28 protein-coding genes and 1 tRNA gene are annotated in these 24465 nt (G+C 71.8%); 17 read left to right on the top strand and 12 right to left on the bottom strand.

The annotated features are described in order from the left end of the window. Positions 1–278: 278 nt before the first annotated feature. Entirely contained in the window at positions 279–2816 is a 2538-nt protein-coding gene (locus tag HNR13_RS12500) for an Rne/Rng family ribonuclease (protein ID WP_179606199.1), read from the top strand. 30 nt (positions 2817–2846) lie between these two features. On the opposite strand, the gene HNR13_RS12495 is transcribed toward HNR13_RS12500, so the two are convergent. Then, a complete protein-coding gene (locus HNR13_RS12495; protein WP_179606197.1) occupies positions 2847–3122 on the bottom strand; it encodes a DUF4031 domain-containing protein in 276 nt (91 codons plus the stop codon). Positions 3123–3378: 256 nt separating this feature from the next. Between HNR13_RS12495 and rplU the strand changes: the two genes are divergently transcribed. The 12 genes from rplU (at position 3379) to HNR13_RS12435 (ending at position 11439) form a co-directional block, all read left to right on the top strand. Next, positions 3379–3687, top strand: coding sequence for a 50S ribosomal protein L21 (rplU, locus tag HNR13_RS12490; protein ID WP_055916382.1), 309 nt, complete (start codon positions 3379–3381; stop codon positions 3685–3687). A gap of 29 nt (positions 3688–3716) precedes the next feature. Beyond that, a complete protein-coding gene (gene rpmA / locus HNR13_RS12485; RefSeq protein WP_179606195.1) occupies positions 3717–3974 on the top strand; it encodes a 50S ribosomal protein L27 in 258 nt (85 codons plus the stop codon). An 83-nt stretch (positions 3975–4057) separates the two neighbouring features. Next, positions 4058–5620 (top strand): GTPase ObgE, encoded by a 1563-nt coding sequence (gene obgE / locus HNR13_RS12480; RefSeq protein WP_179606193.1) that lies wholly within the window; start codon positions 4058–4060, stop codon positions 5618–5620. Continuing rightward, positions 5617–6480 carry a glutamate 5-kinase gene (gene proB / locus HNR13_RS12475; protein ID WP_179606191.1) on the top strand — a complete coding sequence of 288 codons (864 nt, stop codon included), beginning with the start codon at positions 5617–5619 and terminating at the stop codon, positions 6478–6480. The genes obgE and proB overlap by 4 nt, the downstream gene beginning before the upstream one ends. 9 nt (positions 6481–6489) lie before the next feature. Further along, a complete protein-coding gene (locus HNR13_RS12470; protein WP_179606189.1) occupies positions 6490–7773 on the top strand; it encodes a glutamate-5-semialdehyde dehydrogenase in 1284 nt (427 codons plus the stop codon). 58 nt (positions 7774–7831) lie between these two features. Next, positions 7832–8074, top strand: coding sequence for a hypothetical protein (locus HNR13_RS12465; protein ID WP_179606187.1), 243 nt, complete (start codon positions 7832–7834; stop codon positions 8072–8074). Between the two features lie 28 nt (positions 8075–8102). Next, positions 8103–8705, top strand: coding sequence for a nicotinate-nucleotide adenylyltransferase (gene nadD / locus HNR13_RS12460; RefSeq protein WP_179606185.1), 603 nt, complete (start codon positions 8103–8105; stop codon positions 8703–8705). Further along, positions 8702–9940, top strand: a complete 1239-nt coding sequence (locus HNR13_RS12455; protein ID WP_246312754.1) for a hypothetical protein — start codon at positions 8702–8704, stop codon at positions 9938–9940. The genes nadD and HNR13_RS12455 overlap by 4 nt, the downstream gene beginning before the upstream one ends. Positions 9941–9998: 58 nt before the next feature. Continuing rightward, positions 9999–10373, top strand: a complete 375-nt coding sequence (gene rsfS / locus HNR13_RS12450) for a ribosome silencing factor (RefSeq protein ID WP_179606183.1) — start codon at positions 9999–10001, stop codon at positions 10371–10373. 115 nt (positions 10374–10488) lie between these two features. Beyond that, positions 10489–10561 (top strand) — tRNA-Ala (locus HNR13_RS12445). 57 nt (positions 10562–10618) lie between these two features. Next, positions 10619–10963, top strand: a complete 345-nt coding sequence (locus tag HNR13_RS12440) for a hypothetical protein (protein ID WP_179606181.1) — start codon at positions 10619–10621, stop codon at positions 10961–10963. Between the two features lie 47 nt (positions 10964–11010). Next, positions 11011–11439: a hypothetical protein gene (locus HNR13_RS12435; RefSeq protein ID WP_179606179.1), complete on the top strand. Its 429-nt coding sequence runs from the start codon at positions 11011–11013 to the stop codon at positions 11437–11439. Between the two features lie 6 nt (positions 11440–11445). Here the strand turns inward: HNR13_RS12435 and HNR13_RS12430 are convergent, their stop codons facing one another. From HNR13_RS12430 to HNR13_RS12400, 7 genes are read right to left on the bottom strand one after another with little or no spacing between them, the layout of a single operon-like run. Beyond that, positions 11446–12012 carry a signal peptidase I gene (locus HNR13_RS12430; RefSeq protein WP_179606177.1) on the bottom strand — a complete coding sequence of 189 codons (567 nt, stop codon included), beginning with the start codon at positions 12010–12012 and terminating at the stop codon, positions 11446–11448. Next, positions 11993–12691, bottom strand: a complete 699-nt coding sequence (locus tag HNR13_RS12425; protein WP_179606175.1) for a hypothetical protein — start codon at positions 12689–12691, stop codon at positions 11993–11995. The genes HNR13_RS12430 and HNR13_RS12425 overlap by 20 nt, the downstream gene beginning before the upstream one ends. Then, entirely contained in the window at positions 12688–14154 is a 1467-nt protein-coding gene (locus tag HNR13_RS12420) for an RCC1 domain-containing protein (RefSeq protein ID WP_179606173.1), read from the bottom strand. Before HNR13_RS12420 ends, HNR13_RS12425 begins: the two co-directional genes overlap by 4 nt. Further along, positions 14151–14708, bottom strand: coding sequence for a hypothetical protein (locus tag HNR13_RS12415; protein ID WP_179606171.1), 558 nt, complete (start codon positions 14706–14708; stop codon positions 14151–14153). Before HNR13_RS12415 ends, HNR13_RS12420 begins: the two co-directional genes overlap by 4 nt. Beyond that, complete coding sequence (locus tag HNR13_RS12410; protein WP_179606169.1) at positions 14705–15334, bottom strand: hypothetical protein; 630 nt, start codon at positions 15332–15334, stop codon at positions 14705–14707. The genes HNR13_RS12415 and HNR13_RS12410 overlap by 4 nt, the downstream gene beginning before the upstream one ends. Continuing rightward, complete coding sequence (locus HNR13_RS12405) at positions 15331–15918, bottom strand: hypothetical protein (protein ID WP_179606167.1); 588 nt, start codon at positions 15916–15918, stop codon at positions 15331–15333. The genes HNR13_RS12410 and HNR13_RS12405 overlap by 4 nt, the downstream gene beginning before the upstream one ends. 4 nt (positions 15919–15922) lie before the next feature. Then, positions 15923–16552 carry a hypothetical protein gene (locus tag HNR13_RS12400; RefSeq protein ID WP_179606165.1) on the bottom strand — a complete coding sequence of 210 codons (630 nt, stop codon included), beginning with the start codon at positions 16550–16552 and terminating at the stop codon, positions 15923–15925. A 331-nt stretch (positions 16553–16883) separates the two neighbouring features. Between HNR13_RS12400 and HNR13_RS12395 the strand changes: the two genes are divergently transcribed. Further along, the gene (locus HNR13_RS12395) at positions 16884–18209 is read left to right on the top strand and encodes an LCP family protein (protein WP_179606163.1); all 1326 of its coding nucleotides are present in this window, start codon (positions 16884–16886) and stop codon (positions 18207–18209) included. 18 nt (positions 18210–18227) lie between these two features. Here the strand turns inward: HNR13_RS12395 and HNR13_RS12390 are convergent, their stop codons facing one another. Both HNR13_RS12390 and HNR13_RS12385 read right to left on the bottom strand, forming a co-directional pair. Further along, entirely contained in the window at positions 18228–18434 is a 207-nt protein-coding gene (locus HNR13_RS12390; RefSeq protein ID WP_179606162.1) for a DUF6186 family protein, read from the bottom strand. 16 nt (positions 18435–18450) lie between these two features. Next, positions 18451–19077, bottom strand: coding sequence for a hypothetical protein (locus tag HNR13_RS12385; protein WP_179606160.1), 627 nt, complete (start codon positions 19075–19077; stop codon positions 18451–18453). 66 nt (positions 19078–19143) lie between these two features. Between HNR13_RS12385 and HNR13_RS12380 the strand changes: the two genes are divergently transcribed. Next, the gene (locus HNR13_RS12380; protein WP_246312753.1) at positions 19144–20532 is read left to right on the top strand and encodes an MFS transporter; all 1389 of its coding nucleotides are present in this window, start codon (positions 19144–19146) and stop codon (positions 20530–20532) included. A 29-nt stretch (positions 20533–20561) separates the two neighbouring features. On the opposite strand, the gene HNR13_RS12375 is transcribed toward HNR13_RS12380, so the two are convergent. Beyond that, positions 20562–21398: a UbiA family prenyltransferase gene (locus tag HNR13_RS12375; RefSeq protein WP_179606158.1), complete on the bottom strand. Its 837-nt coding sequence runs from the start codon at positions 21396–21398 to the stop codon at positions 20562–20564. Between the two features lie 140 nt (positions 21399–21538). On the opposite strand from HNR13_RS12375, the gene HNR13_RS12370 reads away from it, so the two are divergent. Further along, complete coding sequence (locus HNR13_RS12370) at positions 21539–22729, top strand: glycoside hydrolase family 3 N-terminal domain-containing protein (protein WP_179606156.1); 1191 nt, start codon at positions 21539–21541, stop codon at positions 22727–22729. Between the two features lie 50 nt (positions 22730–22779). Here the strand turns inward: HNR13_RS12370 and HNR13_RS12365 are convergent, their stop codons facing one another. Then, positions 22780–23667 (bottom strand): hypothetical protein, encoded by an 888-nt coding sequence (locus HNR13_RS12365; protein WP_179606154.1) that lies wholly within the window; start codon positions 23665–23667, stop codon positions 22780–22782. A gap of 206 nt (positions 23668–23873) precedes the next feature. Between HNR13_RS12365 and HNR13_RS12360 the strand changes: the two genes are divergently transcribed. Further along, positions 23874–24425, top strand: coding sequence for a YceI family protein (locus HNR13_RS12360; protein WP_179606152.1), 552 nt, complete (start codon positions 23874–23876; stop codon positions 24423–24425). Positions 24426–24465 lie beyond the last annotated feature (40 nt).

Here is a 24465-nt window from a genome sequence, read left to right as displayed (position 1 = left end):
GCGGGTTGCGCCGGTCGGCGGCCGACATCATGCGATAATCGTTGGATACGTCGTGCAGGCAGCAATGCCGGCCGACACGAACAGAAGGCTTAGGGCGCCAGGTGCGCCCGAATGAACAGCCGGCCGCGATGGCCGGCACAAGACAAGGGAGAGCCGGACGCAGGTGCCACGAGCACCCGGAGTCCGAGCCAGGATTACGGCAGGCGCCGCGAGCGGCGCCTCCGACGGAGAGTACCCGGTGAGCGGGTTGCCGCCACCGGTCGAGGAGTGCACCAGCGATGGTGGAAAACGAGAATATCGACAGCACGAACAGCAACGAACAGGGAACGGGAGGCCGCAGGCGCCGGGGGATCTTCGGCAGCAGACGGGTGACCCGTCCTGCCGGGACGACCGAGACGCCGGTCTTCGCCGGTGAGCGCGAGGTGGCGGCCGAGCAGGTCGACGCCGTTCAGGCGCCCGCCGAGCAGGCGCAGACGCCCGCCGAGCAGACGCCAGAGGCGCCCGTCGCCGACGTGACGGTCGCCGTCACCGAGGAGTCCGCGGTCGACGTCGCCACCCTGGCCGCCGACGGCCACGAGCCACCCGCCCTGCCGGAGCGGCACGGCGAGGAGGCCGACGCCACCGGCGCGGTCATCCCCGGCCTGCCGCCGACGACCCTGCTGTTCCAGGCCCCGGACATCGTCCCGCTGCCCGCCCTGCCCGACGAGGAGCCGACCGGCACCGTCCGTCGCCGCGCCCGCCGCCGCGCGGGCGAGAACGGCCGGACCGAGTCCAACGACCCGGCGAACACCGTCGTCAAGGTCCGCACTCCGCGCGAGCCGGAGCTCATCACCGAGCCGCAGAAGGTCAAGGGCTCCACCCGCCTGGAGGCGAAGAAGCAGCGCCGCCGCGACGGCCGCGACGCCGGCCGCCGCCGCCCGGTCATCACCGAGGCGGAGTTCCTGGCGCGCCGGGAGTCCGTCGACCGCCAGATGGTGGTCCGCTCCAAGGGCGGCCGCATCCAGATCGGCGTCCTCGAGGACAAGGTCCTGGTCGAGCACTACGTGGCGCGGTCGCAGGAGGCCTCGCTCATCGGCAACGTCTACCTCGGCCGCGTGCAGAACGTGCTGCCGAGCATGGAGGCCGCCTTCGTCGACATCGGCCGCGGCCGCAACGCCGTGCTGTACTCGGGCGAGGTGGACTGGGACGCCGTCGAGACCGGCAACCAGCCGCGCCGCATCGAGCTCGCGCTCAAGGCCGGCGACCGCGTGCTCGTCCAGGTCACCAAGGACCCGGTCGGCCACAAGGGCGCACGCCTCACCAGCCAGATCTCGCTGCCGGGCCGCTACCTGGTCTACGTGCCGAACGGCTCCATGAACGGGATCAGCCGCAAGCTGCCCGACACCGAGCGCTCGCGCCTCAAGAAGATCCTCAAGGAGGTCCTCCCGGAGAACGCCGGCGTCATCGTGCGCACGGCGGCGGAGGGCGCCACCGAGGAGCAGCTCACCCTCGACGTCACCCGCCTCACGGCGCAGTGGGCGGACATCAGCCGCCAGGTCGAGACCCAGCAGGCGCCCGCGCTGCTGCACAGCGAGCCCGATCTGCTGATCAAGATCATCCGCGACGTCTTCAACGAGGACTTCCAGAAGCTGGTCATCGCCGGCGACGACGCGCGCCAGACCATCGAGAGCTACCTGCGCCAGGTGGCGCCCGACCTGATCGACCGCGTGGAGGCCTACAGCGGCGACCGCGACGCGTTCGACGAGTACCGGATCACCGAGCAGATCGAGAAGGCGCTGGAGCGCAAGGTCTGGCTGCCGTCCGGCGGCTCGCTGGTCATCGACCGCACCGAGGCGATGACCGTCGTGGACGTCAACACCGGCAAGTTCGTCGGCTCCGGCGGCAACCTGGAGGAGACGGTCACCAAGAACAACCTGGAGGCGGCCGAGGAGATCGTCCGCCAGCTCCGGCTGCGCGACATCGGCGGCATCATCGTGGTCGACTTCATCGACATGGTGCTGGAGTCCAACCGGGACCTGGTGCTGCGCCGCCTGATCGAGTGCCTGAGCCGCGACCGCACCAAGCACCAGGTCGCGGAGGTCACCTCGCTCGGCCTCGTCCAGATGACCCGCAAGAAGCTCGGCCTCGGCCTGCTGGAGACCTTCAGCGAGGCCTGCGAGGTCTGCGCCGGCCGCGGCGTCATCGTGCACCACGACCCGGTGGTGAAGCACCGCCAGCCGCAGCAGCAGCAGCCGCAGAACGAGCGCCGTCGCGGCCGCGGCGGCAACGGCGGCGGCCCGCAGCAGCCGTCCGCGGCGCCGCACACCAACGGCACGCATGCGCTCACCGACGACGCCAAGAAGGGGCTCGCCCAGATCGCGGCCTCGACCATCCACCCGCACCACGAGGGGGAGGCCGCTCCGGTCGCCGAGCCTGCTCCCGCCACGCAGGACGCCCCGGCGCCCACCGTCGACGCCGCGCCCAAGAAGCGCCGCCGCAAGGGCAAGGGCCCGCGCGACGAGCAGCGTCCGGCCGACGCCCCGGCGGCGGAGGCCCCGGCCGAGCCCGGCCCGGCGCAGGAGCCCGCTCCGGCCGCCGACGAGCACCCGCACCTCGACTTCCCCGTGATCGAGCTGCCCGAGCCGGCCGCTGCCGTGACCCACGCGCCGGTCGCGACCGCCGTGGAGACCGAGCTGCTGCTCGACTCCGTGCTGGACGCCCTCCCGCAGCCGAAGGCGCCCGGCCAGGGCCGCAGCCGCGGCCGCCGCGCGAGCACTGCCGTCATCACCGGCGGGCAGATCCCCGGTGCGCAGGCCGGCGAGCAGCCCGAGGACTGAGCCCCGTCGCGTGCGCCGTCGCTGACCCGCTCAGCGGCGGCGCACGCGATCGCGCGCCCGCACGCGCAGACCGCTGGCGATCAGTCGCGTGACGAGCTCCTTGCCGTCCACCGGGAGGGCCCCGGCGGCCACGAGCTCGTCGTAGCGGCGCTCCGGCACGTCGTAGTGGTCGAGGTCGAACGCCCGCGCAGGGATGTCCGCCGCGGCGGCGAACGCGTGCAGCTCGTCGAGCGACGCGTCGCTGACCAGGTGCGACCACAACATGCCGTGGGCGGGCCATGCCGGGGGATCGATCAGGACCGTCATACAATGATTGTAGGAACCGGTCCCGTCCAGGGTTCCGGTCGGTCCCGGCGCTCCCTCGCTGAATTGACGGGTCGTGCGGCGTCGGGTAAAGTTGACCGTTGGTGTGTGCCGGTTGCCGGTTCACCCGCACGGTTTTCTGAGAGCCACCCGCCGCCATCGGCGGGCGCGAGCTCGCCAGTAACTCCCTGAACAAACAAGAGCAGGACAGATCCACGGCGTCGCCGGGAGCTGATCCCCGACGAAAAGGTACGTGAAAGTGGTTTACGCAGTTGTGCGCGCCGGTGGCCGGCAGGAGAAGGTCGAGGTCGGCACCATCGTGACGATGGACCGCATCAAGGCCGACAAGGACGGCAACGTCGAGCTGGCCGCCGTCCTGCTCGTCGACGGTGACAAGATCACCTCCGACGCGAAGTCCCTCGCCAAGGTGAAGGTGACCGCCGAGGTCCTCGGCGACCTGCGCGGCCCGAAGATCGTCATCCAGAAGTTCAAGAACAAGACCGGCTACAAGAAGCGCCAGGGCCACCGTCAGGAGCTCACGCGCGTCAAGATCACCGGCATCAAGTAGCCGACAGAACCTCTCGAGGAGAAGAAGACATGGCACACAAAAAGGGCGCGAGCTCCACTCGCAACGGTCGTGACTCCAACGCGCAGCGCCTCGGCGTGAAGCGCTTCGGCGGCCAGACCGTCAACGCCGGCGAGATCCTGGTCCGCCAGCGCGGCACCCACTTCCACCCGGGCGCCAACGTCGGCCGCGGTGGCGACGACACCCTGTTCGCCCTCGCGGCGGGCTCGGTCGAGTTCGGCACCAAGGGCGGCCGCAAGGTCGTCAACATCGTGGCCGTCGAGGCCTGAGCCTCACCCACGACTGCACTTCACGGATGGGCGGGCTTCGGCCCGCCCATCCGTCGTTTCACACACAACCGAGGAGCACCCTGATGGCCACGTTCGTGGATCGCGTGACACTGCATCTGCGCGCGGGCAACGGCGGGAACGGGTGCGTCTCGGTCCGCCGCGAGAAGTTCAAGCCGCTCGCCGGCCCGGATGGCGGCAACGGCGGCAACGGCGGCGACATCGTGCTCGTCGCCGACCCGCAGGTCACCACGCTGCTCGGCTACCACCGGCACCCGCACCGCTCCAGCGACAACGGCGGCTTCGGGATGGGCGACCACCGCAGCGGCCACACCGGCGAGGAGCTGGAGCTCCCGGTCCCGGTCGGCACCGTGGTGAAGTCGGCCGACGGCGAGGAGCTCGTCGACCTGACCGAGCCCGGCATGCGCTTCGTCGCGGCCGCGGGCGGCCTCGGCGGCCTCGGCAACGCCGCCCTCGCCACCCAGAAGCGCAAGGCGCCCGGGTTCGCGCTGCTCGGCACGCCCGGCTGGGAGGGCGACATCCTCCTCGAGCTGAAGACCGTCGCCGACGTCGCCCTCGTCGGCTACCCGTCCGCCGGCAAGTCGAGCCTGATCGCCGCGCTCTCGGCGGCGAAGCCGAAGATCGCGGACTACCCCTTCACCACGCTGCATCCCAACTTGGGCGTCGTGCAGGCCGGCGACGTCCGGTACACCGTCGCCGACGTCCCCGGGCTGATCGAGGGCGCGAGCGAGGGCCGCGGCCTGGGCCTGGAGTTCCTGCGTCACGTGGAGCGCTGCTCCGCCCTGCTGCACGTCCTCGACTGCGCCACCCTGGAGCCCGGCCGCGACCCGCTGAGCGACCTCGAGGTCATCCTCGGCGAGCTGGCCGCCTACCCGGTGCCGGAGGGCCAGGTGCCCCTGCTGGAGCGCCCGCAGCTGATCGCGCTCAACAAGATCGACGTCCCGGACGCCCGCGAGCTCGCCGACTTCGTCCGCCCGGACCTGGAGGCGCGCGGCTACCGCGTGTTCGAGATCTCCACGGTCAGCCACGAGGGCCTGCGCGCGCTGTCGTTCGCGCTGGCCGAGCTGGTCGAGGAGGCGCGGAAGGCGGAGGCCGCCGAGGCGGAGATCCGCCCGCGCATCGTCATCCGCCCCAAGGCCGTGGACGACGCCGGCTTCACCGTCAAGGTCGAGGGCGGCTCGGACGGCCCGGTGTACCGCATCCTCGGCGCGAAGCCGGAGCGCTGGGTCGCCCAGACCGACTTCGCCAACGACGAGGCCGTCGGCTACCTCGCCGACCGGCTCGCCAAGCTCGGCGTCGAGGACCGCCTGTTCACTGCAGGCGCCGTCGCCGGCTCGACGGTCGTGATCGGCCGCGACAACGGCGTGGTGTTCGACTGGGAGCCGACGCTGACCTCCACCGCCGAGCTGATCACGGCGCCGCGCGGCACGGACGCGCGTATCGACCAGAGCGCCCGCCCCACCCGCGCGCAGCGCCGCGAGGACTACTTCGACCGCATGGACGGCAAGGCCGAGGCCCGCGCGGAGCTCCTCCGCGAGAAGGAGGCCGGGCTCTGGCAGGACGACGACTACGACGACTACGACGGCCAGGACTCGGGTGCGTCGAGTGAGGAGACGGGCAGGGAATGACGATCGACGAGCGCGCCCAGGTCCCGACCGCCCGACGGATCGTCGTCAAGGTCGGCTCGTCGTCCATCAGCGGTGACAACGCGGGACAGATCGGACCGCTCGTCGACGCCCTCGCCGAGGCGCACGGCCGCGGCTCGCAGGTCATCCTGGTGTCATCCGGCGCGATCGCCACCGGCATCCCGTACCTGGCGCTGAACGGGCGCCCGACCGACCTGGCGACCCAGCAGGCGGCCGCCGCCGTCGGCCAGAATGTGCTGATCTACCGGTACCAGGACAGCCTGGACCGCTACGAGATCGTGGCGGGGCAGGTGCTGCTCACCGCGGGGGACATGGAGAACCCGACCCACCGCAGCAACGCCAAGCGCGCGATGGAGCGCCTGCTGGACCTGCGCATCCTCCCGATCGTCAACGAGAACGACACCGTGGCGACCCACGAGATCCGGTTCGGCGACAACGACCGGCTGGCCGCGCTCGTCGCCCTGCTGGTGGAGGCCGACCTGCTCGTCCTTCTCTCGGACGTCGACGCCCTCTACACGAAGCCTCCGCAGGAGCCCGGCGCCGAGCGCATCGGCCACGTCGGCTGGGGCGACGACCTCGCCGGCGTCGAGATCGGCTCGACCGGGCTCTCCGGGGTCGGCACCGGGGGAGCGCTGACCAAGGTGTCCGCCGCCCGCCAGGCCGCGGAGCGCGGGACCGCCGTCATCCTCACGGCGACCACGCTGGTCGCGGAGGCGCTGCGCGGCGAGACGGTCGGCACCTGGTTCGCGCCGGCGCCCAGCGCCGAGGACGCCGCGGACGGCGTCTCGGCCGCCTCCGCCCCGGTGGGCGACGCCGAGGCCGCGCAGGCCGCCACGCTCTAGACTTGACGCATGTCCTCGACCGTCGCCGCCCCCGCCGCCACCGCCGATCGGAGCGTGGCCGATCGCCTCGTCGCCGCCAAGGCCGCGTCGCTCCCGCTCGCGACCGCGACGACCGACCGGAAGAACGCGGCGCTGCGTGCGATCGCGGAGGGCGTGCTCGCGGCCGAGCAGAGCATCCTCGCCGCGAACGCGCTCGACCTCGCCAACGGCCGTGAGAACGGCCTGTCCGCCGGCCTGCTGGACCGGCTGACGCTGACCCCGGCCCGGCTGCAGGGGCTCGCCGACGCCGTGCTGGAGGTCGTCGCGCTGACCGACCCCGTCGGCCAGGTGGTGCGCGGCAGCGACCTCCCGAACGGCGTGAAGATCGCCCAGACCCGCGTGCCGTTCGGCGTCGTCGGGGCCATCTACGAGGCGCGCCCCAACGTCACCATCGACATCGCGTCGCTCGCGATCAAGAGCGGCAACGCCGTCGTCCTCCGCGGCGGCACCGCGGCGCTCAACACCAACGCGGTGCTGGTCGAGGTCGTCCGCGACGCCCTCGTGAGCGCGGGCCTGCCGGCGGACGCCGCCCAAACCATCGACGAATTCGGCCGCGACGGCGCCACCGAGCTGATGCGCGCCCGCGGCCTGGTCGACGTGCTGATCCCGCGGGGGAGCGCCGACCTGATCCAGGCCGTCGTCACCCAGTCCAGCGTCCCCGTAATCGAGACCGGAGCCGGCGTCGTCCACATCGTGCTGGACGAGAGCGCGCGCGAGGACTGGGCGGTGGACATCGTCCGCAACGCCAAGGTCCAGCGGCCGAGCGTCTGCAATGCCGTCGAGACCCTGCTCGTGCACCGCGGCGCGGCGGAGCGCCTGCTGCCCGCCGTGCTCGGCTCGCTCGCGGAGGCCGGCGTCACCATCCACGCCGACGAGACGGCGCTGCCGTACGCGCCGGGCGGCGTCCCCGTCACCGACGAGGACTACGCGACGGAGCACATGAGCCTCGACATCTCGGTGCGGGTCGTCGACGACCTGGACGCCGCGATCGCCCACATCCGCCGCTACTCCACCCAGCACACCGAGGCGATCGTCACCAACGACCTCGGCAACGCCGAGCGCTTCCTGGCCGAGGTCGACTCGGCGGTCGTGATGGTGAACGCCTCGACCCGCTTCACCGACGGCGGCGAGTTCGGCTTCGGGGCCGAGGTCGGCATCTCCACCCAGAAGCTGCACGCCCGCGGCCCGATGGGGCTGCCCGAGCTGACGAGCACCAAGTGGGTCGTCCGCGGGTCCGGCCAGATCCGCGCGTGACCGACCACTAGACTGAGGAGCGGCCTCGCGCCGCATCGCCCCGAAAGGAACACCACCGATGTCCCAGTTGACGACCATCCTCGCCGCAGCAGCAGCGGAGGCCCACGTCGAGCTGCCCATGCCCACCTGGGCCTACGGCACGATCGCGATCGTCATCTTCCTGTGCCTGCTCGGTGTCCTCTTCAGCTTCCGCGACGTGTCGAACCGGCACAGCCACCGCTCGGCTCCCGACGCCGCGTCGCACGCCGCGGCCCCGGGCGCCACCCACCACGGCACCGGCCACCCGACCCAGGGGCACTGAGTCCTCCCGGCCTGAGCCGCCGCCACGCATGCAGCTGACCGAGAAGAGCCGTCCACGCATCGGCGTGATGGGCGGGACGTTCGATCCGATCCACCACGGCCACCTGGTCGCCGCGAGCGAGGTCGCGCAGTCGTTCGACCTCGACGAGGTCGTCTTCGTCCCCACCGGTCAGCCCTGGCAGAAGGGCGAGGTCACGCCGGCGGAGCACCGCTATCTGATGACGGTGATCGCCACGGCCTCCAACCCGCGCTTCACCGTGAGCCGGGTCGACGTGGACCGGGTCGGCCCGACCTACACGATCGACACGCTCCGCGACCTGCGCGAGGAGCGCCCGGACGCGGAGCTCTTCTTCATCACGGGCGCCGACGCCATCGCGCAGATCCTCAGCTGGCGCGACATCGACGAGCTGTGGAAGCTCGCTCATTTCGTGGCTGTGAGTCGCCCGGGACACGACCTCAATATTTCTGGATTGCCGAAACAGGACGTAAGCTTGTTGGAAGTTCCGGCCCTGGCGATCTCGTCCACCGACTGCCGGAGCCGGGTGAGCAGGGGATTCCCCGTCTGGTACCTCGTCCCCGACGGGGTGGTCCAGTACATCTCCAAACATCACTTGTATCGGAGCGTGGCATGACGTTATGGCCTGAGAAGCCAGCGGAAGCGAGCCCGCCGCCGCAGACACGGCGACAGGCCAGAGAGAACGAGCGCACGGCGGCTCGTCAGGCGTCGCGCCGTGCCGGCACCTCCGAGACCACGCCGGCGGGGGAGATCCCCGAGACCTCGTCGACCCCCGGCGTCCCACGGGACGCCGCTCCGCAGGACGACGAGGCCCAGGCCCCGGCCATCCCCGCCACCGCCTTCGCCGAGCCCGGGGTGTCCTCGGGCGGCAGCTTCGACAACCTCCTCTTCAGCGCGCCGCAGCGCGCGACCACGGAGCCCGGGTCCGACGCGTCCTCCTTCGACCTCTTCCGCCAGTCTCCCGACCTGTCCAAGCCGGAGCCCGTGACGCAGCCGATGGCCGTGCTGCCCGGCTCCGCCGCGCAGGCGTCCGAGCCGGAGACGGACGGCGAGCGCACCCTGACCCGCCGCGAGCTCCGGGCGATGCTGCAGGCGCAGGCCGCCAACCAGCAGGCGAACCACTCGCCGGCCATCGCCGAGCCGATCGTGCCCGTCGCGTTCACCGACAGCGCGGCGCCCGCCGTGGCGCCGTCCGCGCCGGCCGACACCGACGTGACGTCGTCGCCGACGTCGGTCTTCACCGCATTCGGGGCGCCGAGCTCCGCTGCTCCGACGGCCGCTGTCCCGGCCGCTGCCGCTCCGGCCGCGCCCGCTGCGGCAACGCCCGCTCCGGCAACGCCCGCGGAGGAGGACACCTCCGCGCAGGAGCGCCGTCCCTTCACCCCGCCGACCGGCCACTGGTCCACCGCCGCCGAGCTGGAGGACGGCTCTGAGCCGATCACCTCCCGCAATGTCGGCCACTCGACGGCCGCGACGACGACCAACGCGCTCATCCTCCCGTCGCTCCCGCAGGCGGACGCGACCGGGCCGCTGACCAGCACGGGCGAGATCCTCGTCACGGGCTCGATCGACCTCCCGCGCACGATGGGGGCGACCGGCGCGCACGACCGCATCGACTCGTCCGACATCGACCGGCTGCTGGACAGCGAGGAGAACGAGTTCAACACCTCCGAGGTCGCGCCCGTGCGCGCCTCCCGCGCCATCAGCACGCACACCTCGACGCGCGGCGTGATCGCCCCGCCGAAGAAGCGCGGCAACGCGCTCCCCGTCGTGCTCATGGTGACCGCCGGCGTGCTCGCCGTCGGGGTGATCGGCCTGCTGATCGCGGCGTACGTGCTCCACGTCTTCTGATGACCCGCGCCGTGCCGACCCGCTCCCTTCCTCACCGCTCTCTTCCGAAGGACTCTCTGTGACCGCCTCCCCGCACGCTCGGGACATCCTGCAGCTCGCCGCCGCGGCGGCCGACTCGAAGGGCGGCATCGACCTGGTGGCGCTCGACGTCTCCGGCCCGCTGCCGCTGACCGACGCGTTCCTCCTGGTGTCCGGCTCGGTCGAGCGCAACGTGATCGCGATCGCCTCCGAGGTGGAGGACCGCCTCAACGAGGCCGGCGTCCGCACGCTGCGCCGCGAGGGCAAGTCGGAGGGCCGCTGGATCCTCCTCGACTTCGGCGACCTCGTCGTGCACGTCTTCCACGAGGAGGACCGCATGTACTACGCCCTCGAGCGCCTCTGGAAGGACTGCCCCGTCCTCCCGCTGGAGCTGCCAGTCCACACCGCGGACTAGCGGTCCGGCGGCCACACGCCCGGGCTGCGCGCCCGATTTACGTTGCGCCGCCCGCGTGTAGTACGCTTGATGAGTTGCCCGGGGAGACCCGGGAAATGCAGTTCAAATTGAATACGGGTCTGTGGCGCAGCTGGTAGCGCACCTGCATGGCATGCAGGGGGTCAGGGGTTCGAGTCCCCTCAGATCCACCGAAACGGAAAGGCCGGCTTCTTCGGAAGCCGGCCTTCTGCGTTAGTGTGCCTGTCATGAACGACTTCGTCGCGATCGTGGGTGTCGTCTGGATCGCGATCCTCGCCACAGCGGTCCTGGTCGTCCGCCGGCGGGTCGTCGGCGTCCTGCTTCAGCTCACGATCCCGGAGCGGAGCGAGGAGGCTCGCCGTCGGGACCTCGGCATCGCGGTGGCGCTCCTGTGCTCCTTCGTCTACGTCCTCGTCGCCAGTCTCCTGGCCCAGTTCGTACTGCCGGCCCCGGCCTCGATGTGGGCGCTCGGCATCGGCGGCCTGATCGGCTTCTTCCTCAGCATGCTGTTCTCGATCCGCTTCCAGAACGCCGGACTCTCCGTGCTCGGCCGGCTGCGACGCCGTCCCTGAAGCTGTCGCCTCCGGCACCTCACTAGACTGCGGCGAAGGGGGACACAGTGAACAGAGACGTTCGACGACGCGCCGCGGTCGCGGTGACGATCGCTGCTAGCATGCTGCTGGCCGGGTGCGCCTCGGACTCGGTCCCGGCGCTGGAGCGGACGGCGACCGCCGCTGACGCCCTGCCGGCCGGGCTCGTCGCCGGGAACGGGTTCGACCCCGAGACGGCGCGCCACGTGGCCAGCCATCGCGGGGTCGAGATCTACCTGGCGAAGAAGCTCAGCGAGAAGTTCGACGTGGTGTGCCTGATCCTGTACCAGGACACGGTTCCCGCGACGTGGGCGTCGTCGTGCGGAGCCGGTGAGCGGATCGCGCTCACGCTCGACCGGGCGAACGTCGCAGCGGAGTTCATCCGGCACGGTGTCACCTCCGGCGACCTCCGGCCCGGGTGGACGAAGCTGTCGGACAACGTCCTGGTGCAGGACTGAGCTCCCTCACTCCGCAGCAGGCGCCACCCGGCGCCCTCGAGTCCGTGAGCGCGCCGGGCCTTCGCGCCGCCGGCCGAACACGATGACGCCCACCATCACCGCGACATACGTCCCCACCGCCGCGATCCCCAGCGGCGTCCGTGCGGCGAGCGCGACCGTGCCCGCCACCGGGACGTTCCCGACATACGCCCCCAGGGACGTGACGTGGTACGGCAGCGGATCCTCCGTCTTGTTGGCATCGCCTTTCAGTCGCAGCGTCGTGCCGGCCGGGGTGGTCGTCGTGCTGACGACGCGGTGGGTGATGAGGCCGGTGCCGCCGTCCTGGCGGGGGACCGTCACGATCTCGCCCGGACGCGCGTCCGCGGCGGGGACCGTGCGGTAGAAGACCAGCGAGCCGACCGGCAGGGTCGGTTCCATCGAACCGGAGATCACCACGACCGGGCGCATCCCCGCGACCGCGCAGACGATGACGGCGACGATCGCGACGGCGCCCGCCACCGCCGAGAGCGTGAGCAGGACCGAGCCCAGCAGCTGCATCGGCGAGCGGCGGCGCTCACGGGGTCGACGTGCCATCGAATTCCACCTCCAGTGCGGACCGGCCGTTGTTGTAGGCGGCCGTGTCCGGGGTGTCGACATAGAACAGGGTGATCGTCAGGTCGTGGCGGCTGCCGGCGTTCCCCGGGACCCACGTGCTGCCGTCGGCGAGCGCGGGTGCGCCGCGCGGCGCGAGGCGCCCGATCACTCCCGACGCGGACGCCACCGGGGCGCCCTGGGTCGGGTCGGTGGCGCTTCCGCCGACCAGGAGGGCCCCCGTCGTCGTGTCGACGACGGTGACCCGGAGGAACGGGGTGATGTTCGGGCTGCTGCCGACCTGGCCGGTGCCGCCCGGGTCGGACGGTTTGACCGTCACGGTGACGGCGGCGGCGAGGTCCGGGGTGTTGTTCGCGACGCCGAGGTCCACTGTGATGGTGCGGCCGGGCACGAACCCGTCGTCGCCGGAGATCGGCACCGCCACGCCCTGGCCCGGCAGGGCCTCGGCGACCTGCTCGCCGGGGAGCACCGAGACGATGTCGAAGGGGTGGGCTCCGACGCCGTCGGTTCCGAGGTTCAGCATGGCCTGGTCGGTGAAGGCGCTCATCGTCTGGCCGGCTGTGAGGAGCGTGGCCGTCACCACGAGCGCGCCGGAGGCGATGGTGGCGAGTGCGATCCGCCGCCGGACCGGTCTCCTGTGCCGTTTCCGTTGCCCCATCACGACCCCGGCGTGATCATCGTCGTCAGCCCCTGGACCGCGGTGGTGGGCGTGGTGTTGGCGCCCCAGCTGTTGATGATCGAGGAGTAGGTGTTGTTGTTACCGCCGGCCGTACCGCCGCCCCAGGACACGAACGAGCCGTCCGCGTTCAGCGCTGTCCCGGAGTAGCCGAACCCGCCGAGGGCGGTGACGGCGCTGCCGAGCGGGAGGATCTGGGCGGGCGTCACGAGGTTGGTCAGCGAGGGTGTGCCCTGCGTGGGGTCGGGCCCGCGCCCGAACGAGTACCGGCCGTAGATGTACACCTGGCCGGACGCGCCGCGCACCTGCACGTAGTCCTGGGTCGGGGCGACCGCGGTGACGGGGTCGTCGTTCGGCATCGCCAGAATTAGCGGGGTGGCGCTGACCGGCCCGGAGACGTAGGCACGGCCGGTGCCGTAGTTCGTCGCGTCGCCCCAGGTCAGCAGCTGCCCCTGGACGTTCACCTGGTTGCCGTAGTAGTGGCCGGTCATCGATCGGATGAGGCACTGGTCGGCCGCCGACCCCATCACGACGCCGACCGAATCGCAGCCGGTCTGGGCGTAGACCGAGAGGACGTTCGATCGGAAGGGGGTGTACCGGCTCACCCCCAGGCTGTCGCCGGACGGGTCGGAGGCGTAGGCCGATCCGGCGTTCGCCCAGCCCCACCAGAACACCCCCGTGTTCGGGTCGCTCGCGTCGAAGTTCCCGCGGATCGCCCAGCCGTTCCACATCCCGGCGCCGATGCTGTGCACGCCCGACAGGATGAGCGACGGCGCAGGCGAGGATGCCGTCGCGGTGCCCTGCCCGGTGATGCCGCGTCCCTCCGCGTACCCCCAGGTGTAGAGGTCCCCGGTGCTGGTCAGCGCCAGGAGCACGCTGGAGGTGGAGCGGAGGTCGACGACGGTCCCCGGGATGGCGACCGGCCCGGGCTGCGTGTACGGGATCGGCGTGCTCGGCCGTCCCATGATGTTGTTCGTGCTGCTGCCGCCCCAGGTGTAGACCCGGCCGTCGTCGGAGAGCGCCGCGAGCCCGGTGTAGTTGATGTCGGTCGGGTAGTAGTTGTCGAGGCTCGTCCCGGCGACCTTCACGATGTAGCGGTGGTCCGTGCCGGTGTAGCCGTCGTTCGGCAGGACCACGGGACTGGGTGGCGCGGTGGACGGGACGGTCAGCGTGCCGTTCCCGGCGAGGCCGTTGCCGCGGAAGCCCCACACCCACAGGGTGCCGTCGTCCTGGAGGGCGGTCGCGGTGTTCTCCAGGTAGGTGCTCGTCGGAGTCATCCGCGTCGTCTGGGTGAGCAGCGGCGTCTGGGTCGGGGACGTCTCCGCCGCAGCGGTGTCGGTGTACGCGGCCGTGGTCGAGGGGACGGCGGCCAACGGGGCGAAGGCCAGGGCCACCAGCGTCACGGCCAGAGCCGCGACGCCCGCGACGCGGTGCGTTCTCTTCTTCATAGCTGTTCCCTCGGCTTTCGGCGACGGAGGCGGAGCAGGACGCCCAGGGCGATGAGGGCGAGCGGGACGCCGACCCCGATCACGGTGAGGCCGGTGTCGGCGAGCGGCGGCGGCGCCTGCGATTCGACGGAGCTGAGCCGGAGCGTGAACTGCGCGCTCAGGCCCTGGTAGTCGTTGCCGGCCGCCGAGGAGAGGAGCACGTCGCCCGAGACGGTCTTCGCGCCTCCGGCGGCCACCGTCCCGAGCGGGACCGGCGCGCCTCCCGTCAGCCGGCGCAGCGGCGTCTGTGCGATCACGGTGGCGCCGTCCACCCGGACGCTGACCTGGAGCTCGTCGTCGAGCTGCGACGCGGGGCCGCCGACGTCCGCCACGGCGAGGACGACCGTCGCGGTGGAGGACGCCGGGTTCTGGACCGTGGTCGACCACGTCGTCCGGTGGCCGGGGCCGGGCATCTGGACGGTCACGAGGTCCGCCGCGTGCGCGGCGCCGGCGGCCGGCAGCACGCCGCCGACGGCGAGCAGCGCTGCGGCCGCGACCACGGCGACGCGCCTCACGAGGTGCTCCCGTCGAATCGGACGCCGAGCACCAGGGTGCGGTTGAACACGTACGCGTTGCCGACGGCGTGCGGCAGGGACACCTGGACCTGGATCGTCTTCGGGACGGACTGGGTCCAGCCTGTGATGACGGGCGGCGACGAGTCGATCGCGGCGGCGGTCGCCGCGGTCTGGACGACCGCGCCGTCCACGGAGATCGTGTACAGCGCATAGTCGTACGGATCGGCGCCGGGACCGGTGCCCCCGGGATCGGCCGGCCGGCTGCCGGCGTACGCGTTGTAGAGCGTCAGCCGCACCGGCCCGGTGGCGGCGGTCGTGGTGACGACCCTCATGTCGACGCCGGCCGACGCGTCCACCGCGATGGTCCCGCTCCCGGAGGTGTCGAGCGCGAACGGAGTGGGGTCGCCCTCCTGGACGGCCCCGCCGGAGTCGAGGAAGGCGATGTTGTAGCCGCCGCCCACCGCGCCGCCGGTCCCGAGGCCGGGAGCCGACTGGTCGGTGAAGGCGGCCGAGGTGGTCTGGACGGCCGACAGTGCGAGGGCCACGCTGACCGCCAGCAGGCCCGTCGCGGCGAGCGCACCCCGGCGGCCCGCGACGCCGGGGATGAGGCGGCGGCGCCCGCTCACAGGTTGACCCCCGTGAACATGAGCTGGATGGGCGTCACGACCCCGGTCACCGTCGCCGGAGCGTCGGCCGGCAGGCTGACCTCGACGTCGAGCACCCGGTCGGCGCCCGCCGCGGTGGGGCCGGTGAGCGGGATGTCCGCCACGCCGGAGGGCGGGGCTGCGGCCGCGTACACGTGGCCTCCCTCGGAGATCGTGAAGCGCAGTTCGGGGAACAGCGCGTTCGGGGTGGCCGGATCGATCAGGTGGACGCTGATCGATCCGGCCAGTCTCGGGCTGCTGTTGCGGACCGCGACCCTGGCCTGGACCGAGGACCCCGGCTCGAGCACGGCCGCGGGCAGCGCGACGACGACGGGGTCGGGGCGGCCCTGCCGCCACTCGCCCGCGGTCGGTTCCCAGCCGGGCACGTCGGAGCCGGCCACCTGCAGATCGAAGGTGTTCGTGCTCCCGTCGAGCGCGACGACGACGTCGGACCAGTTCACTGTGCTCGCGGCGGTGACGGCGATCGCCGAGGCGACGCACACTCCCGCGGCGGACAGGACGGGGCGACGCCACCGTCGACGCGCCGGCATGGTGGAGGAGGACATCGGATCAGGGAGTCGACGTGCCGTTGAACTGCGCCTGGATGAACGCCTTCTTCCCGTTCAGGGAGTTGTCGTCGAAGGTGGCCCCGGACTGCGCCTGGCTGAGCAGCTGGATCTGGATGGTCACGTCCGACACCTCACCGGCGGCGAGGTTGTTGAGCTGCAGCGCGCTGAGCTGGGCGTAGGTCTGATCGGTCACGCTGATCGCCGTCGGGCTCAGGGACGTCGCGGGCTGCGAGACGGAGAACCGCAGGCTGGACAGGTAGTCCGGGTCCGTGATGTCCGTCGCGGTGTCGGGGAGCTGCGCGAGCCCGACCGTGAGGGTCGAGCTCAGCGTGGCCGAGGCGTTCCGAACCGGGATGTCGACCGAGATCGGCGCGCTGCCGGGGAAGATCGTGTTCGCGCCGGTGATCTCGATCGGCGCGCCTGCGGGCGTGTCGGCCTCCTGCCACTGGCCCGGGATCTGCGCGCCGGTGACGGGGTCGGTGTCGACGACCTGGATGTTGTACTGGTCGGCGCCGATTCCGTTGGTCCCCAGGTTGAGGTTGGCGAAATCGGTGAAGGCGGCAGCGGTCACACCCGCCGCGATCGCGACGACGGCCCCCAGGCCGATCACCGCTCTGGTTCTCCTGGACATTCCGCGCCTCTCGGACGCTGCGGCTTCCTGCATCATTGCCTTTCCCTCACGGTCGGAGCCGGCCTCCTGGCCGACGGCGACGTGAACGTAGCACCGGTATTCCAGGATGGACGGCGGCCGCGGGACGGGCGGATCCGCACCATTCGCACGGGAATCCACGGCGCCGGAGGGCGCGCCCGGGCCCTCGTGCCCGGCGGGTTCACCCCGCCGGGCGCTCGAATCGTCCGCCCTTTCACCTTCCGCACCGACCGCGCGCCCCGGCCCCACCCGAAAGCGCGCGTCGCTAGGATTCCAGCAGCCCAGTTGTCCGCACGTTCCCGGGGGATTCCGCATGACCGACGAGCCACCGCGCCGCCTGCGCGTGCGCGGGCCCGCGCCGGTGCGGCACGGGCGCCTGCCGCGACGGAGGCCGGTGACCGCGGTCTTCCAGCTGCTCGCCGCCGTCGTCGCCGTGGTGCTGGTCAGCGGCGCGTCGGTCGCCGCCTACGCGGTCTGGGATGTGGCGCGGTCCGTGAAGCACGGCGTAGCGCTGGTCACCCTGCCCGGCCACACCACCATCCCGCAGGACATCCCGAACGTCGCGGCCCTGCCGGGCGGCGTCAACCTCCTGCTGGCCGGGACCGACAGCCGCAGCGGCCTCGGCGGCGTCTACAGCTCCGCGGCGGAGCAGGACGCGAGCAGCGGCGAGGGCAACAACGACGTCACGATGCTGCTGCACATCGCCGAGGACCACAAGAGCATGGTCGTCGTCAGCTTCCCGCGCGACCTGATGGTGCGCATCCCGACCTGCCCGACCCCGGACGGCAAGGGCACGGTGAGCGGTTCGTCGTACGCGATGTTCAACACGGCGCTCTCGCGCGGGGGCCTCGCCTGCGTGGTGCTGACGGTCGAGAAGCTGACTGGTGTGACCATCCCGTTCGGCGCCGTCATCAACTTCGACGGCGTGAGCGCGATGTCCACGGCGGTGGGCGGGGTCACGGTCTGCCTGGCGTCGAAGGTGAAGGACGACTACACCAACCCGCCGCTCGACCTCCCGGCCGGCCAGAGCACGCTGGTCGGCGACGAGGCGCTCTCGTTCCTGCGCAGCAGGCACGGCGTCGGCGACGGCAGCGACCTGGGCCGCATCTCCAACCAGCAGGTGTTCCTGTCCGCGCTGGCGCGCAAGATCGTGAGCGGGGGAGTCCTGGGCAACCCCGTGCAGCTGTACGCGCTGGCGAAGGCGGCGGTGCAGAACATCACGCCGTCCGACACGCTCACCAACCCGACGACGCTCGTGGAGATCGCGCTCGCGCTCAAGGACACCGGGCTGCAGAACATGGTCTTCCTGCAGTACCCGGCCGTGACCGACCCGGACGACGTCAACCGCGTGGTGCCGGACGAGGAGGCGTCGACGGCGGTGAACCAGGCGCTGGTCAACGACCAGCCGGTCATGCTGACCGGGACGACCGGTCGCGCCGCCGAGGACCCGAACGCCACCGCGACGCCGACGCCCGCGCCTGCTCCGAGCCAAACCCCCACCGGCGCAGCCACGACGGCCCCTCCGGTCGGCGCGTCGGGAACGCCGGCCCCGACCGGCGCCTCCGGCACCGTCGAGCTGCCGAAGAGCGTCACCGGCCAGACGGCCGCGCAGCAGACCTGCACCAAGGGCAACAACTGAGCGCAGGCGGCGTGCGCCTCACGCGGTCGGCGGCGTGACCAGGAAGTGCCAGCCGATCCACCACCAGAACAGCAGGATGGTGACCCGGGCGGCGCGGTCCGCCATGACCCGGTCCAGGAGGCTGCCGAGCGGCGCGATGCGGTCGGGCCGACGCCGCGACTGGACGACGAGAGCGAGGATGAGCAGCCCGCACAGCACGAAGCCGCCGATCGTGACCCACCTCATGACGCCCTCCCGCGTGTCATGACGCCCTCCCGCGGCGCAGCAGCGCATAGCCGCCGAGCAGCCAGCAGGCCACGAGGAGCACGCGGGCGGGCGGCCAGGCCAGCAGCGGGTCGATGAGGTCCGAGAGCGCGGGATAGGCGTTCTCGCTGCCCGTGAGGTCGCGGCCGAGGAAGAACACGCCGATCTCCCAGACGCAGCCCGCGACGAGGACGATCGACCACAGGATCGCCGCGCGGCGGACGGCGGCGCCTGGCGGACCGGCGTCCGGGCGGGAGCGGTCCGACCAGGCCACCGGGAGGAGCAGCACGCCGAGCTCCACCACGATCGCGGTGTCCGCCGGACTGTAGAGCGGAGTGACGCCGAGCGTGAGCGAGGCGACGGCGATCAGGGTGCCGGCGATGACGCGGCGGGAGAGGGTGTCCCGGTCCGCGGGCATCCGGAGCGGGACGCGCAGCCAGCCGAGCGCGTCGAGGGTGAGCACGGCCGCGCCCGCGAGATAGATCGCCGCGTCCGCGGGCGCGCCGCGGATGGCGTGGAAGGCGGCCGTGACGAGGAGGACCCCGATCCAGCCCGCGCGGATGAGCGTCGTCGGGCTCGGTCCCCGACGGCCGGAGGATCGCTCGGAGTGCGACAACTCGGACACAGGGAAACCGTACGCCCGCGCGCTCCCGCCTTGCGCTATGAGGCGGCCGGGTCGTTGAATGAGCACATGGCCACGGAGAAGATGACGTCACTGCAGTTGCGCGTCCTTCTCATCGCGATCCTGGCCAGCTTCGTGGCGTTCCTCGACGGAGCCGTCATCAACGTCGCGCTGCCCGCGATCGACCGGGAGCTCGGCGGCGGCCTGCCCCTGCAGCAGTGGGTGGTGGACGCCTACCTGGTGACTCTCGGGTCGCTGATCCTGATCGCCGGGTCCCTGTCGGACGTGTTCGGGCGCAAGCGCATCCTCTACGTCGGGCTGATCGGGTTCGCGATCACCTCGCTGCTGTGCGCGTTCGCGCCGACCGGCGTCTTCCTCGTGCTCTCCCGTGCGCTCCAGGGTGTGGCGGGCGCGCTGCTGGTGCCGTCCTCCCTCGCGATCATCATCTCCCGCTTCGAGGGACCGGCCCAGGCGAAGGCGATCGGTCGCTGGACGGCGTGGACGGGCATCGCGATGATCGCGGGACCGGTCGTCGGCGGCTTCTTCGTCGACGCGCTGTCCTGGCGCTGGGTGTTCGTCATCAACGTCGTGCCGATCGCCGTGACGCTCGTGCTCATGATGACCCTCGGCGACACCGACAAGGGGACGGGCGGCCGCGTCGACATCCTCGGCGCGGTGCTGGGCTCGGTCGGTCTGGCCGGGACGGTGTTCGCGCTCATCGAGCAGGGCGCCTACGGCTGGGGCAGCCCGCGGGTCTGGATCCCGTTCGTGGTGGGCGTGCTCTCACTGGCGGCTTTCTTCTTCGCCGAGACGCGGGTCAAGCAGCCGATGCTGCCGCTCGGCCTGTTCTCCGTGCACAACTTCTGGGTGGGCAACCTCGCGACCGCCTTCGTCTACGGCGCGCTGTCGTTCGGGCCGCTGATGGTCACGCTGTTCCTGCAGCAGGTCGCCGGGTTCTCGGCGTTCGTCGCCGGCTTCGTGTTCATCCCCTCGACGCTGTGCATGCTGCTGCTGTCCAGCTACTTCGGCGGGCTGGCCGGTAAGTACGGCCCCCGGTTCTTCATGGCGGTCGGGCCGATCGTCGCGTCGGTGGGCTTCCTCTGGCTGCTGATGATCGGGCCGGTGGTGAACTACTGGCTGGAGCTGCTGCCCGCGGTGCTGCTGTTCGGCGTCGGCCTCTCGATGACGGTCGCGCCGCTCACCAGCGCGATCCTGGGCTCGATCCACCCGGGCCAGGCGGGCATCGGGTCTGCGGTGAACAACGCGGTCGCCCGCATCGCGGGACTGCTCACCGTCGCGATGGCGGGGATCGTCGTCGGCCAGAAGCTCGACGTCGACGGGATGCACCGCGCCATGCTGGCGACGGCCGGTCTGCTCATCGTCGGCGGCGTGGTGTCGGCGATCGGCATCCGCAACCACGAGCCGGCGGCCGAGCCGATCAAGACCGCGGTGGAGTAGCGCGGTGGAGTAGGCGGTCGGGACGGCGCTCAGCCGGCCGCGATCGACTGCCCGGCCAGGGCCAGCATCGCCACGTCGACGATCGCGCAGGTCATGATCAGCTGCATCAGCAGCCGGGTCGGGCTCCGCCGCAGCAGCAGGACCACCCCGGCCACGACCGCGGCGATCCCGATCACGAGCCCGGCGACGAGCAGCGGACGCACCGGGAGGCCGGGACCGAACGTGATCAGCACGGTCGCGACGGCGAGGCAGCCGAAGGCGAGGAGGCCGCTGGCACGTGCGCCGAGACGGTGCGGGAGCCCGCGGATGCCGGTGCGGGCGTCGTCGGCGAGGTCGGGCAGCACGTTGGTGACGTGCGCGGCGACGCCGAGCAGGGCGCCGGCCGCGAGGACCCACGGCGCCGGCCAGGCCGGGTGCTCCTGACCGAGGGTGGCGATCGCGGGCAGGAGTCCGAAGCTGACGGCGAACGGCACGAAGGACGCGGCGGTGGTCTTGAGCCCGAGGTTGTAGGCCCAGCCTCCGGCGATCGCCACGGCATGGGCGATCAGCGCCCCGACCCCGAGCAGCGCGGTGACGAGGAGGGCGAGCGCGAGCGCGACGAACGCGGAGGCGCGCACGACGGGGAGCGGGATGTCCCCGCGGGCGGCGGGTTTGTCCGCACGCGCCACCGCACGGTCGCGGGCGGCGTCGAGCCAGTCGTTCGACCAGCCGATGGAGAGCTGCCCGAGCAGGATCGCGAGCGCGAGGAGGCCGAGCCGCCCGGGCGGGTAGCCGAGCCCGATCCCGAGCCCCACGGCCACGACCGTGACCACCGCGGTGGGCCCGGGGTGGCTGGCGAGCAGCAGCGAGATCGGCTTGGACGCCATCCCGCCATCGTAGGGCGGCGGCGGTCGTGCGGGCGACGGCGCGGCGGGAACCGGTCCGGCCGGGCTCAGCTGACGGACAGGGCTTCACTGCCGGTCGGCTCTCGGAGGGACCGTCAAGGCCCGCGGGCTACCATCGGGGGATGCGCCGCGCCGGAAGGATGAGGACGGCCGCTGCCCTCCTGGTGCTCGCGACGGTGCTGGGCGGGTGCGCGGCCGGGGGTTCGGCGCACCCTCTGGAGCCGAGCGCCGGTGCGACGCGGCCGACGGTGTCAGCGACGCGGCCGGCGCCGTCTGCGACGGCGGCAGCGCCCGATCCTGTCCTGGCCTACGCGGACGAGCGGCTGCGGAACCTGACGCTCCGCCAGAAGGTGGCGAGCCTGTTCATGCTGCACGCGCCCGGGACGGATCCGGCGGCGCTGCGCCAGTTCGTGGACCGGTACGGGCTCGGCGGCGTCATCCTGATGTCGGACAACATCCCCGCGACGCCGCAGGCCCTCGCCGCGGAGACCGCCGCGACCCGTGCGTCCGACCCCGGCCTGCCCGCGCTGGTCGGGATCGACGAGGAGGGCGGCGACGTCACGCGGTTGCCGTGGGACTCCGGGCCGGGCGCGGAGGCGTTGCGCGCGCTGCCGCCTGCGGCGACGCAGCAGGCGTTCGCCCAGCGCGCCGCCCTGCTGAAGCAGGCCGGCGTCACCCTGAACTTCGGCACGGTGGCCGACGTCACCGCCGACCCGCACTCCTTCATCGCCGACCGCATCCTCGGCACGGACCCGGCCTCCGCGGCCGCGCGGGTCGCCGCGTCGGTGACGGGCGAGCGGGGGTCGGTGCTCAGCACGCTCAAGCACTTCCCCGGCCACGGCGAGACGGAGGCCGACTCGCACCGCACCGTCCCGACCGCCGCGATCGACCACGCCCGCTGGGCCGCGCAGGACGCGCCGACGTTCCGGGCCGGCGTCCAGGCCGGCGCCGAGGTGGTCATGTTCGGCCACCTGGTCTACAGCGGAGTGGACGCGGCGCCCGCGTCGCTGTCGCCGGCCTGGCATCGCATCCTGGCCGATGAGGTGGGCTTCCACGGCGTGACCATCACCGACGACCTGCGGATGCTCCAGGACACGGGCCTGCCCCAGTACCAGGACGCGGGGGCGAACGCGGTGGCGGCGATCGCCGCGGGCAACACGATGGTGCTGATGATCCAGGGGGCGGAGGACCCGGACGCACTGATCGACGCCGTGGTGGCCGCCGTGCGGGACGGACGCATCCCGCTCGCGCAGGTGGACGCCGACGCCCGGGCGCTGCTCGTGCTGCGGCGGTCCGTCGCGGTCCGGGGCTGAGCGGAGGGACGGGGACCGCGCGCCCGTCCCGGTCCGCCCGATCACGGGCGCTAGTACTGGATCGTCCACAGGGCGCGGTACTTCGGGAACCGCGGGAACGACCAGGTGAACAAGGCCGAGCCACCGGGGTTCGACGCGCTCGACAGCGTCGCGCGGACGGCCGGCACGACGTTCATCACGCCGAGGCCGGCGCCGGACCGGGTCACGCCCTCCTGATACGTGTCGCCGAGGGCCCGGCCGGAGAACGCGAAGCCGTTCCGCTGCTGCCAGCGGAGGTTCGGTGCGCCGGTCGTGACCACCTCCAGCCTCCAGGCGATGGTGCCGACGATCGTGCCCGGGTCGTCGAAGCTCCCGCCGAAGAGCGTGCCGGTGGGCGTGAAGGTGTTCGATGCCAAGGTGGAGCGATACAGCCATCCCCCGGTCCAGGTGTCGACGATCGTCCCGTCGGCAGCGGTGCCGCGGATGCCGGACGACGTGGTCGGGTTCAGGGTGTTGGCCGAGTGCCTGACGCCGAACGGCGCGTTGCGCGCCATGAAGAACGCACCGTCGTCGAACGTCACCCGGAGGGTGGTCGTGGCGGGCAGGTATCCCGGAGCGCTGACCGTGATGACGGTGGACCGGTTGACGTCGCGCCCCGTCACCGGGATGGTCACGAGGTTCTTCCCGCCGGTGGCGACGAAGGCCGGACCGTCCACCACCCCGGGGCTGCTGTACGCGACGGCGAGGTTGGCCGGCACCGGGTCGCCGGTGGGGGGCGTGAGCTGCACGACCAGGTCGGCGGTGTAGCCGCTGCCGATCAGGTCGTCCGCGTCGACGAAGGCGATGACGCCGACGGGGGAGGCCGCGTGCGCGGGGGACGCGGTGGAGAGGGCGATCGCCGGGGCGGTCCAGGCGGCGGCGCCGACGAGCGTCCGGCGAGTGAGCGGTGTGGTGGTCATGGCTGGGTTCCTCCTGTTGCGATTCGGATGATGCGTGAAACCAGACAAAATGGTATGCACTGAAATGTCGACCCACATCCCTCAGGAGGATGAAGAATGGTGTCGTGTCAACTTTTTTTGCCGAATCCGGAATAGGGTCGTTATCCATGCGGTTGCATGCACCTGACAGCGTCCGATCGCATCAGAACCGACTCAAGGAGAACCGAATGACCATCGACATCCCCGGATACAAGGCCGGCACCTGGACCATCGACCCCACGCACAGCGAGGTCGGCTTCAGCATCCGCCACCTCATGATCAGCAAGGTCAAGGGCGTCTTCGAGAACTTCGACGCCTCCTTCGTCACGGCTGAGAACCCGCTGGAGTCGAGCGTCTCCGCGAAGGCGCACGTGGCCTCCATCAACACCAAGAACGCCGACCGCGACGCGCACCTGCGCACCGGCGACTTCTTCCTCGCCGAGGAGTTCCCGACCATCGACTTCGTCTCCACCGGCGTGCGCCACGAGGACGGCGAGTTCCTCGTCGACGGCGACCTCACGATCAAGGGCGTGACCAAGCCGGTCACTTTCGAGTTCGACTTCGGCGGCTTCGGCCAGGACCCGTACGGCAACTACAAGGCCGGCGCGACCGCGAAGACCAAGATCAACCGCGAGGACTTCGGCCTCACCTACAACGCGGCCCTCGAGACCGGCGGCGTGCTGCTCGGCGAGGACGTCACCATCACCCTCGAGCTGCAGGCGGTCCTCGCCCAGGCCTGACCCTGCGCCTCCCTCCCGGCAAACCGCCGAGTACGCGAAT

Source organism: Leifsonia shinshuensis (assembly GCF_013410375.1).
Lineage (GTDB): Bacteria > Actinomycetota > Actinomycetes > Actinomycetales > Microbacteriaceae > Leifsonia > Leifsonia shinshuensis.
This window is presented reverse-complemented; position numbering and strand designations above follow the sequence as displayed.